Origin of the sequence: Cedecea sp. NFIX57 (assembly GCF_900177785.1) — a bacterium.
Lineage (GTDB): Bacteria > Pseudomonadota > Gammaproteobacteria > Enterobacterales > Enterobacteriaceae > Cedecea > Cedecea neteri_C.
In genome coordinates this window covers 22,866-38,315 of record NZ_FXAS01000027.1, presented here as the reverse complement: position 1 = coordinate 38,315, position 15,450 = coordinate 22,866, and the positions used below count along the sequence as shown (strand labels likewise).

Genomic DNA, 15,450 nt, shown 5'->3' with positions numbered 1-15,450 from the left:
ATCTATCGGAAAAAAGTATGCCTTAGTGAGGCGATAATGCCGCGCAAGGGAGTCCGCATCTCGCTTGCAACGTGTCCTCACAGTAAGCCGTACCTCATTAACAATGATGAAACATGGAAATCCAGCCGTTTATTGGAGCGTGTTTTTTCTTCTTTCCAGCGGCAGTGAAACGGCAGGATAAAAACGCGATTTTTGAAAAATTATCGTGATTAGTCGCTATGGAATAATCGAATAAGCAGCGGAGTTGGGGGTGAAAAAGCGGAGCAGGCTCCGCTTTCTGTCAGGGAAAGACTTAAAGCGGGACTAGCAACACATCGACCCGGCTGGAAGCCACAACAGTCTTGGCCGAACACATGACTTTGCTGAAAAAACTCTGATTATGATTACCGCAAAGGACTAAATCGACATCGTGTTTTTCACAGATATCCAGAATGTGCTCGCTTAGTTCCCCTGTGGAAATAATTACCTTTTCAACAGGATATTGCGCTTTCTCTTTTAGCTCATCGAGAAAAAGATGGGTTTCTTCCAGCATCAGATCGCGCAAACTTTCCAGCATAGGGGCGGCAAGCTGGTTATACAGTTCGGGATCTGACGCGAGCGTGACGAGGGTAATTTTTCCGTTGACGGGTTTAACGATGGAGACGGCCTTTTGTACCAGACGATGGCTTTCAGGCGTGATAGCAACGGCAACCAGCACATGACGATAGCTCATATAACCCCTCCACATTTAGTGTGAATTGTTAACATTTTCTTACACCAGTTGTGCCCGAGGCGCAACGCTTGTCGCGGTACGAAATGTGAAGCCACTCATAGAAATTGTTTAGTTATTCTTATGAAACGAATTTGCAACATTGTTTCGTAGACGAAATGTAAAAATTTTCCATCAGACGAATGGATTAATTTCAGAACCTGGATCGCGCGATAACTTTCGGTAACAGGCGCTTTTGAAATCATAACGGTCAGTTAAAATGCCGCTATAATTTAACTTAAGTCCATGAATAACAGCAGATTACTCCGAATAGCTTTCACAAAGTGTGATCGCTAAGGTATTCCTGGCCGCCCGTATCGGATAAAAAGCAATGACAACTCATAGAGTTGTGATCTTTCCGTGTCACTATTCATCTGTCGGCTTCGGTAAAATTCTTAATCAGATGAAAAAGTAAGCAAATGAAAAGCGATTCTGATGCTTTTCATCCCAAAGGATGATGTATTTATGTGATCTGCGTCACATAAATTCCAAAATCGCAGGTGCCCGCATTGTATGTGCCAGGGGCTGCGAGTAGAGTTTGCCCGAATTAGGAAAAATCTTAGTTTTTTGTAATAAAATGATGAACGACAACAGGCGTTCGGGCTCTGTCAGGGAAAGGGCTTCTTCTGTGGGATGCGAAGGAGTTTAGTCAGAGCTAAAGATTTATCCGTGCATTTTGGCCGTAACGATTGTTTTAATTTAACCGGGGAGACCCGGCGACATCGCGGGGTGCGGTAACAACCCCCTAATAGTTCAGAAAACAGTAATGGCGCGAGATATGCGCTTCGGCTTCTTACAACTGTAAGTTTCTGGAGAATTTACTCGCGCTGACACGTTACTGTCATCCGACATATTTAGGCTGGGCCGCATACAATAATAGTTGGTTATTCGGGATGGAAAAAATGCATACTTCCGAGTTGCTAAAACATATTTACGACATCAATTTGTCGTACTTATTGCTTGCACAGCGTCTTATTAGTCAGGACAAAGCCTCTGCTATGTTTCGCTTAGGTATCGCTGAAGATATGGCAAATACGCTTGGGGAACTCACGTTGCCTCAAATGGTAAAATTGGCAGAAACTAACCAATTAGTTTGTCAGTTCCGGTTTAGCGAAAGTCAGGCAATTACTCGCTTAACACAAGACTCCCGTGTGGATGATTTACAGCAAATTCATACCGGTATTTTGTTATCTACCCGTTTATTGAATGAGGTGTCGACGCCTGCCGAGGCACCTAAGAAAAAAAGGGCATAACAAATGAGCGAGAAAAGTATTGTCCAGGAAGCTCGCGACATTCAGCTCGCTATGGAGCTGATAACACTGGGTGCCCGACTGCAAATGCTGGAAAGCGAAACGCAGTTGAGCCGTGGTCGCCTGATCAAACTCTACAAAGAACTCCGTGGAAGTCCTCCTCCAAAAGGGATGCTGCCTTTCTCTACTGATTGGTTTATGACCTGGGAGCAAAATATTCATGCTTCCATGTTCTGTAATGCCTGGCAGTTTTTACTTCGTAGTGGGCTATGTACCGGCGTTGATGCGGTGATCAAAGCCTATCGACTCTACCTTGAACAATGTCCTTCTCAGTCTGACGGCCCTCTCTTGGCGCTGACTCGCGCGTGGACGCTGGTTCGATTTGTTGAGAGCGGTATGCTCCAACTGAGCCAGTGTAACTGCTGTGGAGGCAATTTTATTACCCACGCACACCAGCCTGTCGGCAGCTTTGCCTGCAGTCTGTGCCAGCCGCCATCGAGGGCGGTAAAAAGACGTAAACTTTCCCAGAATGCTGCCGATATTATTCCACAACTGCTGGATGACCAGGTGGAACAGGCTGTGTAACAGATTCTGTGTTTGCGTATTCCAGCAGCGGTGAGAGATTACCGCTGCTTTTTTTATGCCCAAACACGACGCTACACCTGCCTCCTGGGCATCCTCGCTACACTCAACGGCGTAAGGATGATCTCGTGCTGATTTTAATAGGTTACCTGGTTGTTTTAGGGACAGTGTTCGGCGGTTACATGTTGACCGGCGGCCACCTTGGCGCACTTTATCAACCTGCTGAATTTGTGATCATTGGTGGGGCGGGTATTGGGGCGTTTATTGTAGGGAATAACGGCAAGGCGATTAAGGGCACCTTAAAAGCGCTGCCGTTGCTCTTCAGACGCTCAAAATATACCAAAAGCATGTATATGGACTTAATGGCATTGCTTTATCGTCTGATGGCTAAGTCGCGTCAGCAGGGTATGTTTTCACTCGAAAGAGACATTGAAAACCCTAAAGAAAGCGAAATCTTCGCCAGCTACCCGCGTATTCTAGCGGACACCATGATGCTTGATTTTATTGTCGATTATTTGCGTTTAATCATCAGCGGAAATATGAATACATTCGAAATTGAAGCGCTGATGGATGAAGAAATCGAGACCCATGAAAGCGAAGCGGAAATACCGGCCAACAGCCTTGCGTTAATGGGGGATTCATTACCGGCCTTCGGTATCGTTGCTGCGGTAATGGGGGTTGTTCATGCCCTGGCATCCGCTGACCGCCCCGCAGCGGAATTAGGCGCATTAATTGCGCACGCCATGGTGGGAACTTTCCTCGGTATTTTACTGGCCTACGGTTTTATTTCCCCATTAGCGAGCGTGCTGCGCCAAAAAAGCGCTGAAACGACTAAAATGATGCAGTGCGTGAAGGTCACTCTACTCTCCAGCCTCAACGGTTATGCGCCGCCAATCGCGGTGGAATTTGGCCGTAAAACGCTTTATTCCAGCGAGCGTCCATCGTTCATTGAGCTGGAGGAACACGTCAGAGCGGTACGTTCCCCGAACGCGCAGCGCGCGACGGAAGAAGAAGTATGAAAAATCAGTCCCATCCCATCGTTGTCGTAAAGCGCCGCAAGCACAAGGGACACGGCGGGGCGGCTCACGGCTCCTGGAAAATTGCCTACGCGGACTTTATGACCGCGATGATGGCTTTCTTTCTGGTCATGTGGCTGATTTCCATCTCCAGCCCGAAAGAGCTGGCGCAAATTGCGGATTACTTCCGCACTCCGCTGGCTCAGGCCATTACCGGCGGCCAGCGTATCGCCGACAGCGAAAGTCCCATTCCCGGTGGCGGTGACGACGTCACTCAGCAGCAGGGCGAAGTGAAAAAACAGCCCAACATCGAAGAACTGCGCAAGCGCATGGAAGCCAACCGCCTGAAGAAAATCAAAGGGGATTTGGACCAGTTGATTGAGTCTGACCCTAAGCTGCGTGCGCTGCGTCCGCATCTGCAAATCGACCTGGTTCAGGAAGGGTTGCGGATTCAGATTATCGACAGCCAGAACCGCCCGATGTTTAAAAACGGCAGTGCGGAGGTCGAGCCTTACATGCGCGACATCCTGCGCAAAATCGCCCCGGTGCTGAACGGTATTCCTAACAAGATCAGTTTGTCCGGCCATACCGATGACCTGCCTTATGCCAACGGCGAGCGCGGCTACAGCAACTGGGAGCTTTCCGCCGACCGTGCGAATGCTTCCCGCCGTGAGCTGGTGGCAGGCGGCCTCGACGATGGCAAAGTGCTGCGCGTCATCGGGATGTCCTCGCAGATGAGCCTCTCCAAACGCGGAGGCGGGGACGCCATTAACCGTCGCATCAGTTTGCTGGTGCTTAATAAACAGACCGAAGACGCCATCATGCATGAGAACTCAGAGAGCGAGAACCAGCCTCTCAGCGTTCTGCAGCAGGATCCAACGGCGGCTCCGGCGAATAACACAGTTGCGCCACAACCAGGCACGAGGTGATAGCGTGAGCATGGATATTAGCGATTTTTACCAGACATTTTTTGACGAAGCCGACGAACTGTTGGCCGATATGGAGCAGCATCTCCTGGATTTGGTGCCTGAGGCGCCGGACTCCGAACAGTTGAACGCTATTTTCCGTGCGGCCCACTCCATCAAGGGCGGAGCGGGGACATTTGGCTTCTCCATCCTGCAGGAAACGACCCACCTGATGGAGAACCTGCTTGACGAAGCGCGGCGCGGTGAGATGCAGCTCAACACCGATATCATCAACCTGTTTTTGGAAACCAAGGATATTATGCAGGAACAGTTGGACGCCTATAAAAACTCTGAAGAGCCGGATGCCGCAAGCTTCGACTACATCTGCAAAGCGCTGCGTCAGCTTGCCCTGGAAGCCAAAGGCGAGGCACCCTCGGCGCCGGCCAAACTCTCCGTGGTTGAAACTGAACAACCTGCGTCGGCTCCTGCCGACAGCGGCGGTAAGCTGCGCGTAGTGATTGATGGCTTGAAAGAGGCTGAGCGTGACCTGATGCTCGAAGAGCTGGGGAACCTGGGTACCCTGAGCGAAGTAGTTAAAGATACCGCTTCCGTAACGGCCACGCTGGAAACCAGCGTCAGCGAAGACGATATTACTGCTGTACTTTGCTTCGTGATTGAGCCAGAGCAAATCAGCTTTGTGCCGGTTACAGCAGCCAGCGCGCCAGCGGTGGCAGAAACCACTTCGGTGGCGGTGCCTGAAGCGCCTGCTCAAACGGCAGTTGCCGTGCAAAAAGCTGGTTTGCCTGAGCCGCTAACCCCTGCGACAGGGCGCGTTGAGCGCGATAAACCTGCCGCTCGCGCATCCGAATCGACCAGCATTCGCGTAGCGGTAGAGAAAGTTGACCAGTTGATTAACCTGGTTGGTGAACTGGTGATCACCCAGTCCATGCTGGCCCAGCGTTCTAACGAGCTCGACCCGGTCAACCATGGCGATTTGATCACCAGCATGGGGCAGCTGCAGCGTAACGCGCGCGACCTCCAGGAGTCGGTGATGTCTATCCGCATGATGCCGATGGAATACGTCTTCAGCCGTTTCCCACGCCTGGTCCGCGATCTGGCCGGGAAGCTGAACAAGCAGGTAGAACTGACGCTGATGGGCAGCTCCACCGAGCTGGATAAGAGCCTGATCGAGCGCATTATCGATCCGTTAACGCACCTGGTACGTAACAGCCTTGACCACGGTATCGAGTCGCCGGAAAAACGCCGTGCGGCAGGGAAGTCAGAAGTCGGTAACCTGATTCTGTCTGCGGAGCATCAGGGCGGGAATATCTGTATCGAAGTAACCGATGACGGGGCTGGGCTTAACCGCGAACGTATTCTGGCGAAGGCGATTTCCCAGGGGATGCCGGTCAGTGAAAGCATGACCGATGATGAAGTTGGGATGCTTATTTTCGCCCCGGGCTTCTCCACCGCCGAGCAGGTCACCGACGTGTCTGGCCGTGGTGTGGGCATGGACGTGGTGAAACGTAACATCCAGGAAATGGGCGGCCACGTCGAAATCCAGTCGAAAGCCGGGGCAGGGACAACTATTCGCATTCTGCTGCCACTGACGCTCGCTATCCTCGATGGCATGTCGGTTAAGGTGAGTGACGAAGTCTTTATTCTGCCGCTGAACGCTGTGATGGAATCTCTGCAGCCGCAGGAAGAAGATCTGCACCCGCTGGCGGGCGGCGAGCGCGTGCTGGAAGTACGTGGGGAATATCTGCCGCTGGTTGAGCTGTGGAAAGTCTTTGACGTTCAGGGCGCCAAAACCGAAGCCACGCAGGGCATCGTTGTGATCCTGCAAAGCGCCGGACGCCGCTACGCGCTGTTGGTTGACCAACTGATTGGCCAGCATCAGGTTGTGGTGAAAAACCTTGAAAGCAACTACCGCAAGGTGCCGGGCATTTCTGCAGCCACCATTTTGGGTGACGGCAGCGTGGCGCTGATCGTCGATGTTTCTGCGCTGCAGGGGCTAAACCGTGAACAACGTCTGGCGCTAACCGTCGCCTGATTAACCGCTTAAAAGAATAGGTACGCAAATGACTGCACTAACGAATGTGACAAAACTGACCGGGGAAAATGTAGGCCAGGAGTTTCTGGTGTTCACCCTCGGCGCTGAAGAGTACGGCATTGATATCCTGAAAGTGCAGGAGATCCGCGGTTACGATCAGGTGACGCGCATCGCGAACACGCCTGCTTTTATCAAAGGCGTTACCAACCTGCGCGGCGTTATCGTGCCGATTATCGACCTGCGCCTGAAGTTCGAACAGGATGGCGTGGAATATAACGACAATACCGTGGTTATCGTGCTGAATCTGGAAAAACGCGTGGTCGGGATTGTGGTTGACGGCGTGTCTGACGTGCTGTCACTGACCGCTGACCAGATTCGTCCTGCGCCAGAGTTCGCTGTGACGCTGTCGACCGAATATCTTACCGGTCTGGGCGCGCTGGGTGAACGTATGCTGATTCTGGTGAACATCGAGAAGCTGCTGAACAGCGAAGAGATGGAGTTGCTGGATTCTGCGGTTGCTTAATCGCATTTAATCGAAAGAAGAAGGGCTACCCGAGGGTAGCCCTTCTTTTATGCCTTAACTTCTTCCACCGGCACGGTGTCAGTGTCGGTGTCTTCCAGCATCCCTTCGTTCTTGGACAGCATCGCGGTAGCCACGCCGTTGCCCAGCACGTTGATCGCCGAGCGACCCATATCCAGGAAGTGGTCAATCCCCATTAACAGCAGGATCCCCGCCACCGGAATATTGAAGCTTGGAATTGTTGCCGCCAGTACAACCAGCGCGGAGCGCGGCACGCCCGCAATCCCTTTGGACGCCAGCATCAGCGTCAGCATCAGCACGGCAATCTCAGAGAGGGAGAGGTGCACGTTGTAAGCCTGGGCAATAAACATGGAAGCGAAGGAGCAGTAGACCATCGACCCCACCAGGTTAAAGGAGTAGCCGATGGGCAGCACAAACGAGGCGATGTTACGGGAGCAACCAAAGCGCGTCAGCTGATCCAGCGTTTTCGGATACGCCGCTTCGGAGCTGCTGGTGGTAAAGGCCACCAGAACAGGATCTTTCAGCATCGCCAGCAGGCGGAACACGTCACGCTTCAGCACCATGTAGCCAACGCTAATCAGCACGATGCAGGTGAGCACGATAGCCACATAGTAGCCGCCGATAAACGAAGCGTAATTGAGCAGAATGCCCAGGCCCTGGGTGGCAATCACTGAAGAGATGGCGGCGAAAATAGCCAGCGGCGCGACATACATCACATAACCGGTCACTTTCAGCATGATGTGGGAGACAACGTCCAGCGCGCTCACCAACGGGGCGTTAAATTTCTCGCCCAAAGAAGCACCGGCAATACCGAAGAACATCGAGAACACCACAATCTGCAGGATTTCGTTGTCCGACATCGCCCCGGCAATGCTGGTTGGGATGGTATGGGAAATAAAGGCTTTCAGCGTCATCCCGCTGACCGCCAGACCGGTCTGCACGGCTTCAGCCGGCACTTCCAGGTTCATGCCCGCACCCGGATGCTCCAGGGTGACAATAAACAAGCCGACCAGAATAGACAGCACGGAAGAAGAGACAAACCAGATCATCGCTTTACCGCCTACGCGGCCAATGGTGGAGGTTTCGCCCAGCTTCATGATACCGACTGTCAGCGTGCTAAAGACCAATGGCGCAATCACCATCTTGATCAGTCGCAGGAAGATATCGGTAAACAGCGTGATGTTATCGGCGTAGCTTTTGATAACGTCGGCGGCGGCGTATTCGTGGATGGCCGCGCCGGTGAAGATCCCCGCTATCATGAACAGAATGATGAATAGCGTGAGTTTGTTTGAACTTGCCACTGACTTAGTAACCCCGTAGTTGACTGTAGTTAATGTGTGTTTTTTTGTAACTTACTGACCCCTATATAATTATTGTTTCCGGGCCGTAAATGCGCGGAGCATAAATTGAATCAAACCGCGCCGATATACAACTCTTTTTTATAAATTCTGTTAATTGTTAATTAAGCAGCACTTAATCATTATTTGTGATTAACGTCACAAAATAGCGGATATATTCTTTTCACTTTGCAGGCTTCTGAGGTGTGTGCTGGTTAACGACTTGTTTTGATTGGTAATAATGTGTCAATCGGCCGCTAAGGCGAATTTTGGGGGGGAGTCTGGTTATTTCCCATTCTCTAAACTAAATTTCAACTAAGTGATGGCGTAACGTACTGATTTTTTTCTTACCGAGAGGTCTATAAAGGGGGCGGTCAGACACTGTTTTGCCTGCTTGTGAAGTGAACGATTGGGATTAATTTGTGGGCAGAACCATGCTCCCCGCAGCATGAACGGTATTTAGAGTCAGCCATTTGGCTTCATGACGAATTATATAAACGACAAGTTATGGTGTCCGCCGTCTTTATTAAAGCGGAATATAAACTAACGTTAAATCATCCCGTGCCGCTTCGTTGTGTATTCACGAAGCACGATTGAGTCATTTGAATGAGGGTAAGGATATGAATTCAGCCACTGCAGCACGCTTAATTCTCTCTTGTACTGCGTTTGCGATTATTCCATCGGCTAATGCTGCGGTGGCAAACGGTACATTTCAGGTCCTCATTACTATTACGAAGTCCTGTGCAGTAACGGCGGGTACGGCCTCGAATATTAACCTGGGTTCGGTTGCAGCTAGCGCAGTAAACACCTCGCAAAGTAATACTTTCACCGTTAACTGCTCCAAGGCAACGCCCTATTTTATTGGGCTTGCGCCTTCTGCGGCCAACGGCGGAACCACCACCGGTTCGGGGGCAATGTCGTCTGTGCTTAACGCCGCAACCAACACCGACAAAGTCCCTTATCAGTTGAACCAAACCTCGGCTACCGGGCCAGTTTGGGGTAACACCGCTACCACATCGACAGTGGGTAACGGTGTGGCGGGGGTGGGCACAGGGCTTGCTATCTCGTATACGGTTTATGCCACTGCGGCTAGCGCCAACTACACGCCAGACAGCTATGCGGATACTGTGACCGTCAACGTTAACTACTGATTTCAGGACAACGGATGAAAATGAAATTAGGCGGACGCCCGGCCTGCGCATGCCTGTTGCTGGCGCTGGCCCTGGGACAAAATGCGTTGGCCGGTGGCCTGCAGATATCGCCGGTTAACCTGACGTTGAGCGCCGCACAAAATGCGGACGGTATATGGTTAAGTAATGAAGGGACTGCGCCGCTCAACGCGCAGGTTCGGGTGTTTAACTGGCAGCAAAGCGGCAATGCCGACAGGCTGTCAACCTCTCAGGGGCTGGTCATTAGTCCGCCCATCGTGACGCTGCCCGCCGGGGAGCGTCAACTTGTCCGCGTGATCCGCACGACGCCTGCCACCAATCAGGTGGAACAGGCCTACCGTTTGTTTATTGATGAACTTCCGCCTGCCAAAGTGCAGAAAAATACCCTTCAATTTGTTATGCGCTATTCCGTCCCGGTGTTTTTGCAGCCTGTCGGGCAGGCTGAAAACACAGCGAAGCTAAAATGGGCATTGGTGCAAACCGATGGCAAAACATTTGTCGATGTGAGTAATCAGGGAAACAGCCACGCCCAGCTTTCTGCCATGACATTTATTCAGGCTAATGGGGCGCGAAAAACGATTACGCCAGGTCTGTTAGGTTATGTTCTTCCAGGTTCAACTATGCGGTGGATAATATCTTCGTCTGCCAGTGATGCTTATCACAGTGGAAAGGTTGAAGTCACTATCAATGGTCAAAAAACAGAACAAAATCTATGACTGGCCATATTCTTTGGTAAATATTGTATTGCTTAATGGTTTATTTTTCTCAGGCATGACAGCAGCACAAAATACTAATAATGACTTACCTCAGAATGCGGCCAGCAATGATACAGCTCAGCCTGTAGGCGTGGATTTATATCTGGACACGACGGTGAACGGGAATGCCGTGGGTCTGGTTCATCTTGGCTACGCGCAGGGAAAACTTTACGGCGACGCAATGGCCCTGCGTCAGTTGGGCTTTCGCCTGCCGGAAAATGCAAAGCCGCCGTATTACCTGGATGACATTGCTCAGGTCAAAGTTGACTATAACGTTCAGCAACAAACCCTGGCCCTGACCGCACCGCTAAGCCTGTTAGATCTGAAAACCACCCAGCTCAACCAGTCCGACATGTCCGCGCCGAAGGCCGCCAATGCCTTTGGGGCATTGCTGAATTACGACCTCTACGGCGACAGTGGCAAGAGCAACAACTTCAACACGTTCAGTGAGTTCCGGGCGTTTAACTCGGCAGGCGTCCTGAGTTCGACCCAGCTTACCCGCTACAGCACGGAACAGAATAGCAATCAGTCTTTTAGCCGCCTGGACACCAGCTGGCGCTCCTCCTTTCCCGATAAAATGCTGGCGGTAACCCTTGGCGATACGCTCACCAGCTCGCTTTCTTGGTCCCGCCAGACCCGCATTGCCGGGGTGAAAATTGGCACGGATTTTGGCCTCAACCCTTATATGCCGACGACGCCGCTGCCCGCGTTTCTGGGTTCGGCCACGCTGCCCTCAAGCGTTGAGCTGTATGTCAACGGGGTTAAATACTATAACGGCGAGGTTCCGGCGGGCAGTTTCCAGTTAAATACGCTGCCAAACATCACCGGCGCAGGGGATGCTCAGGTGATGATGACCGATGCCCTCGGCAGAACCAGCGTGCAGAACTTCTCTTTTTACAACGATCAGCTTCTGCTGAGGGAAGGATTGACGGACTGGTCGCTTGAGCTGGGCGTGGTCAGAAAAAACTACGGCTATTCCTCTTTCGATTACGCCAGCGAACCGGCGATCAGCGGCACCTGGCGACGTGGCTTTAGCAACAGCCTGACTGCAGGTGGCCATATGGAGGCCAGCGACAGCCTGGTCAACGGTGGCGTTAGCAGCGACTGGATCCCCTGGAGTCAGTCCGGGACGATTTCAACCGCGCTGGCGGCAAGCTCGGACGCCGGGGAGAGCGGCTATTTATATAGTCTCGGGTACCGCTGGTCCGGCGGGCGCTTCAACTTTAGCTCCAGCGCCACGGCTACCTCCGGCGACTATCACGATGTGGCGACGCGGTATGGCGCCCCGCCGGCTGCCTTCAGCGGCAGCGCGGTGGTGGGGTATAACTTTGGCGTAGGGGGGAATCTCAGCCTGAGTTACCTGCAGTTTCGCTACCCTGACCAAAGCGCTATTCGTTACGCCAACGCCAGCTGGTTTAAACCGATCACGGAAAACATCTCTTTAAGCGCCAGCTTTAACCAGAACATTGATGATACCCGCGACCGCAGCGTCTACCTGATGTTGACAGTCAGTACCAGCAATAGCCTGACGGCCGGCGCGACGGTGCAGCGCACCGGTGACAAGATGGGCTATCAGCTCAATGCCAGCCAGAATCCACCGTCCGAGGGCGGTGTCGGCTGGAACGTAGCTGCCAGCCAGCAAAGTTCCCAGCAAACCGGGCAGGGCGAAGTGGGTTACCTGGGGCGCTATGGCCGCGTATATACCGGCTTCCGCAGCATTCCTGACAACAATTATGGCTATGCGGGGGCGACGGGGTCGCTGGTGATGATGGGCGGCGGCGTGTTTGCCGCCCGGGAAATCAACAACGGGTTTGCCGTGGTCTCTACGGACGGGATCCCCGGTGTACCGGTCAAGCTGCAGCATAATCTGGTAGGCAACAGCGACAGCAGCGGACGGCTGCTGGTGACGCCGCTCAACAGCTACCAGAACAACCTGATCAGTATCGATCCGATGAACCTGCCGGCCAACATGCGGATCCGCAGCGTTAGCCTGAACGCGACCCCATCCGACCGCTCCGGGACGCTGGTGAATTTTGATATCAAGCCGGTTCGCGCTGCCCAGATAAGTCTGGTTGACGCTAAAGGCAAAACTATCGCCGAAGGCAGCCCGGTCAGGCTGATGACGGGCATCGGGCAGGACTCGATTGTCGGGTTTGATGGCATGACCTATTTCGATGCGCTTGAGCTACATAATCAGCTACGGGTGACGACAGGAAGCGGCATTTGTGTGGCTGAGTTTGACTATCCAGAGAATCAGAAAAACGTACCGACTATTGGCCCGGTTGTGTGCCGATAGCGTAACTGTGGACTTTGCTACAGGAGTGAACCGCATGAGATTAAAACAATTGTTGCTGCTGGCGGTGCTCTTGCTGTCCCCCGGGATTAGCCATGCGGTCGTGTGCTCGGTGAGTAACGTGCAAAACGTTAACTTTGGCACCCTCAACCCGCTGGCGACAGGCACGCCGAACACGTCGATGACCTTCGATTACAGCTGTTCCAAACAATTGGGCGATCTTCTTGCCGGGGTGACGCTCTGCTTCAATATCGACGGGGCCGGGGTAGGGAACCACAAAATGTCCTTTGCCGGGCCACCGGCCAGTACGCTGTCCTATGAGCTTTATCAGGGCACATTGAGCGGGGGGGCGTGGGGAAGCCAGTTCCAGTCGGGAACAACGTACCCGGTGGTGCAGCTCAATTTGCTTAACCTGACGCCCGTCACCGGCAGCCTGACGGTCTACGCCCAAATGACGCTGCCGCAAATATCCGCCGCGCCAGGCGGCTATCAAGATACTTACACCAGCGGCATGATGACAGTCACAATGAACACCGGCCTGTTGGCACCGCCCGCAAGCTGCGGTACGGGCGTGACGGCAAACTTTCCCTTCAACGTGGTGGCGACAGTGGGCAAGCAGTGCAACGTCAGCTATGCCAATAACGTTAGCTTTGGGCCGGTGACGTCCACGCAAACCAATGTGGCTTCGAATAACACCATCGGGATTGCCTGCACCAACGGCACGCTTTACACCGTGGGCCTGACGCCATCGAACGGCAACACGGGCGGCACCGGGGTATTGTCAGGCACAGGAAGTAATACCGACAAGGTGCCTTATCAGCTAAGGCAAGTTACCGGAACATCCGGGGCGGTGTGGGGCAATACGTCGCAGAACATGCCGTCCAGTACCGGCACTGGGTCTGCGCAGCAGTTCCCGGTCTATGTCACTATTCCGAGCACCAATTACACGCCAGATAGCTATGCCGACACGGTGACCATTACCGTAACCTATTGATCGTTCCCCTGCCTGACAGACAGCCGGTTGCCGTGGCGCAACCGGTTAATTTCCCTGTGACTTAACGTAAAGTTCCCGCGGGCCGTGCCGATAACCTCGGGAACAAGTCGTTAAAAGGGCGTCCTATGTTAAAGCGTATTCGCGTTGTCACCATGCTGATGATGGTGCTGGTGGTGTTCGCGCTGCTGCAAATCATTTCCGGTGGAATGTTCTTTAATTCGTTAAAAAACAATAATGATAACTCCAAAGTCTCCCGCGAACTCCGGGTGCAGCAGGCTGAATTAAATCAGGCATGGGTTCTGATGCTGCACACGCGCATTAACCTTAGTCGCTCCGCCGCGCGCATGATGATGGATCCGGCTAATAGTCAGAGCGCCGCCAAAACCGATCTGCTGAACAATGCGAAGAAATCCCTCGCCAGCGCCGAGCAGCACTACAACAAATTTAAACAGGTTGCGCCCATTTCCGCCGAGATGAACACCGTGGTGAAAGATATCGACGGTGATTACCAGACCTATCATCAGGCGCTGGCGGAGCTGATTGGCTACCTGGAAAGCGGCAACATGGATGCCTATTTCGGCCAGTCGACCCAGGGCATGCAGAATGCGCTCGAAAAAGCCTACGACGGCTACCTGGCGCTGAACGATCACATGTATGAAGCCTCGTACGTCGACAGCCGCGACGGTTACACCTTTGCTATCTGGCAGTTGGGGGTTTTAGCCCTGGCGCTGGCCGCAGTCATTCTGCTGGTCTGGGTCGGGATGCGTCAGATCCTGCTGAAGCCGTTGAACGTGGTGATTGGCCATATCCGCGAGATTGCGGCCGGTAACCTGACGGAAAAAATTAACGTTGAAGGCAAAAACGAGCTGACCCAGTTGGCCTCCAGCGTGCAGCACATGCAGCAGGAACTGATTACCACGGTCAGCAGCGTGCGCGAAGGGTCGGATGCCATTTACAGCGGCACCACCGAAATTGCCGCAGGCAACAACGATCTTTCATCCCGCACCGAGCAACAGGCGGCGTCCCTGGAAGAAACCGCTGCCAGCATGGAGCAGCTCACCGCCACCGTTAAGCAGAACGCCGACAACGCACGTCAGGCTTCTCAGCTGGCGCTGAATGCGTCCGAAACCGCGCAGCGCGGCGGTAAGGTTGTGGATGGCGTGGTGAAAACCATGCATGACATCGCGGGTTCCTCCAAGAAAATTGCCGACATCATTAGCGTGATTGACGGCATTGCCTTCCAGACCAACATTCTGGCGCTGAACGCGGCGGTAGAAGCTGCACGTGCGGGTGAGCAAGGACGCGGCTTCGCGGTTGTCGCCGGGGAAGTGCGTAACTTAGCCAGCCGCAGTGCCCAGGCGGCGAAAGAAATTAAGTTGCTGATTGAAGATTCCGTTTCACGCGTGGACACAGGTTCCGTGCTGGTTGAAAGCGCAGGGGAAACCATGAGCGACATCGTGAACGCGGTGACGCGGGTCACGGACATCATGGGAGAAATCGCCTCCGCTTCTGACGAGCAAAGCCGGGGTATCGACCAGGTCGCCCTCGCCGTGTCTGAGATGGACAGAGTGACGCAGCAGAACGCCTCGCTGGTGGAAGAGTCTGCTGCTGCGGCCGCCGCGCTGGAGGAGCAGGCCAGCCGCCTGACTCAATCGGTCGCGACGTTCCGTTTGCAAGGGAATGCGGGTAGTAAAAAACCTGCAGCGGCCGCGCCGGTAGCGCAAAGCCCTGTGGTTCATGCCCCGCGTACTCCGGCCCGGCCCGGGGATAACGATAACTGGGAAACTTTCTGATCAGATGAATACCG

13 protein-coding genes are annotated in these 15,450 nt (G+C 53.3%); 11 read left to right on the top strand and 2 right to left on the bottom strand.

Translation table 11 applies throughout. The features are described from left to right. Positions 1-292: 292 nt before the first annotated feature. Positions 293-712, bottom strand: coding sequence for a universal stress protein UspC (uspC, locus tag B9Y90_RS19815; protein WP_039294639.1), 420 nt, complete (start codon positions 710-712; stop codon positions 293-295). Positions 713-1,650: 938 nt separating this feature from the next. Between uspC and flhD the strand changes: the two genes are divergently transcribed. The 6 genes from flhD to cheW all read left to right on the top strand — a co-directional run bounded on the left by flhD (position 1,651) and on the right by cheW (position 7,077). Next, positions 1,651-2,001 (top strand): flagellar transcriptional regulator FlhD, encoded by a 351-nt coding sequence (gene flhD / locus B9Y90_RS19810; protein WP_039294637.1) that lies wholly within the window; start codon positions 1,651-1,653, stop codon positions 1,999-2,001. 3 nt (positions 2,002-2,004) lie between these two features. Beyond that, positions 2,005-2,583: a flagellar transcriptional regulator FlhC gene (flhC, locus tag B9Y90_RS19805; RefSeq protein WP_039294634.1), complete on the top strand. Its 579-nt coding sequence runs from the start codon at positions 2,005-2,007 to the stop codon at positions 2,581-2,583. A gap of 125 nt (positions 2,584-2,708) precedes the next feature. After that, on the top strand, positions 2,709-3,599 hold the full coding sequence (gene motA, locus B9Y90_RS19800) for a flagellar motor stator protein MotA (RefSeq protein ID WP_008453872.1): 891 nt from the start codon (positions 2,709-2,711) through the stop codon (positions 3,597-3,599). Then, positions 3,596-4,525, top strand: a complete 930-nt coding sequence (gene motB / locus B9Y90_RS19795) for a flagellar motor protein MotB (RefSeq protein ID WP_039294631.1) — start codon at positions 3,596-3,598, stop codon at positions 4,523-4,525. The genes motA and motB overlap by 4 nt, the downstream gene beginning before the upstream one ends. A 10-nt stretch (positions 4,526-4,535) precedes the next feature. Further along, positions 4,536-6,554 (top strand): chemotaxis protein CheA, encoded by a 2,019-nt coding sequence (gene cheA / locus B9Y90_RS19790; RefSeq protein WP_231560196.1) that lies wholly within the window; start codon positions 4,536-4,538, stop codon positions 6,552-6,554. A gap of 28 nt (positions 6,555-6,582) precedes the next feature. Then, positions 6,583-7,077: a chemotaxis protein CheW gene (gene cheW / locus B9Y90_RS19785; protein WP_008453882.1), complete on the top strand. Its 495-nt coding sequence runs from the start codon at positions 6,583-6,585 to the stop codon at positions 7,075-7,077. A 47-nt stretch (positions 7,078-7,124) separates the two neighbouring features. Here the strand turns inward: cheW and B9Y90_RS19780 are convergent, their stop codons facing one another. After that, positions 7,125-8,396 carry a dicarboxylate/amino acid:cation symporter gene (locus B9Y90_RS19780; protein WP_085542279.1) on the bottom strand — a complete coding sequence of 424 codons (1,272 nt, stop codon included), beginning with the start codon at positions 8,394-8,396 and terminating at the stop codon, positions 7,125-7,127. A gap of 656 nt (positions 8,397-9,052) precedes the next feature. On the opposite strand from B9Y90_RS19780, the gene B9Y90_RS19775 reads away from it, so the two are divergent. From B9Y90_RS19775 to tar, 5 genes are all read left to right on the top strand, one after another. Then, entirely contained in the window at positions 9,053-9,583 is a 531-nt protein-coding gene (locus B9Y90_RS19775) for a Csu type fimbrial protein (RefSeq protein WP_085542278.1), read from the top strand. 14 nt (positions 9,584-9,597) lie between these two features. Next, positions 9,598-10,317, top strand: coding sequence for a fimbrial biogenesis chaperone (locus B9Y90_RS19770; protein ID WP_085542277.1), 720 nt, complete (start codon positions 9,598-9,600; stop codon positions 10,315-10,317). A gap of 55 nt (positions 10,318-10,372) precedes the next feature. After that, the gene (locus tag B9Y90_RS19765) at positions 10,373-12,652 is read left to right on the top strand and encodes a fimbria/pilus outer membrane usher protein (protein ID WP_085542295.1); all 2,280 of its coding nucleotides are present in this window, start codon (positions 10,373-10,375) and stop codon (positions 12,650-12,652) included. A 34-nt stretch (positions 12,653-12,686) separates the two neighbouring features. Then, positions 12,687-13,643, top strand: coding sequence for a Csu type fimbrial protein (locus tag B9Y90_RS19760; RefSeq protein WP_085542276.1), 957 nt, complete (start codon positions 12,687-12,689; stop codon positions 13,641-13,643). Positions 13,644-13,768: 125 nt separating this feature from the next. After that, a complete protein-coding gene (tar, locus tag B9Y90_RS19755) occupies positions 13,769-15,436 on the top strand; it encodes a methyl-accepting chemotaxis protein II (RefSeq protein ID WP_085542275.1) in 1,668 nt (555 codons plus the stop codon). Positions 15,437-15,450 lie beyond the last annotated feature (14 nt).